We start from the raw sequence: 793 nt of genomic DNA, 5'->3' as shown, positions 1-793 counted from the left end.
AACGGGCTTTTATAAGATTTGTGCGACTGGAAAATCGGAGATTTTTCGGACGTAGCAAATCGTTTGTTGGATGTTAATCAGTTCGTTATTTAGTTTAAATGTAAGCATAAATTTTATGAGTTGTTGTATGCAGTTTTATTCCACTCTCTGAAATATAATTGCTTCTTTATCGTCAAATTCAATTGGTCGATTTCCATTAAAATCCATTTGAAGTTTAATAACATTTTTCTCAATATTCTCTACTATACACAATAATTTATTTATTTCTCCACTTTCAATTTTTTGAACAATAATATCAATTTCTATTGGAGTTTTTAAATAATTAACTTCATATGTCATTGTTCCTTTTTTTCCATTAACGACAAATTCTTTTCCGCCAATAATTTGTCCTTGAAATTCAAAATATGCGTAACCGTCATCTTGAAAAGTAATGTATCCGATATCTTTTTCATCTTCTCCTTTCCATTTCCCAACAATGCTAAATTCTGATGTAGGGTATTCGTTAAAAGAAGTTAAAATCAAAGTAGTTAATAGTAGTAAAATAATTTTTTTCATAGGTTTAATTTTTTTTTTTTCAATTGCATACAACGGGCTTTTATAAGATTTGTGCGGTTTAAAAATACGATATTTTTCAGCCGTAGCAAATTGTTTATTTAATATTTTAAATTTTCTATTAGTTCGAATTATAGCATGAATTTTATGAGTTGTTGTGTAAAGTAGCTTTGGAGTTCGGATTAATCTTTCCGACCTAAATTTCTACGTATCAAAACCTCATTTTGTATTATTCTTAAAT

1 protein-coding gene is annotated in these 793 nt (G+C 27.5%); it reads right to left on the bottom strand.

The window, feature by feature from the left end:
• Positions 1 to 135 precede the first annotated feature (135 nt).
• Positions 136 to 555 (bottom strand): hypothetical protein, encoded by a 420-nt coding sequence (locus EC396_RS12795; protein ID WP_129367009.1) that lies wholly within the window; start codon positions 553 to 555, stop codon positions 136 to 138.
• Positions 556 to 793: the final 238 nt, after the last annotated feature.

Origin of the sequence: Lutibacter sp. HS1-25 (assembly GCF_004121075.1) — a bacterium.
In the GTDB taxonomy this organism is placed as follows: Bacteria; Bacteroidota; Bacteroidia; order Flavobacteriales; family Flavobacteriaceae; genus Lutibacter.
Note: the sequence above shows the minus strand (reverse complement) of the source record. Positions and strands in the feature narration are given on the sequence as shown.

Excerpts from the sequence above, each read along its gene's own strand:
- EC396_RS12795 (WP_129367009.1), bottom strand. The coding sequence starts at position 555 with ATGAAAAAAATTATTTTACTACTATTAACTACTTTGATTTTAACTTCT.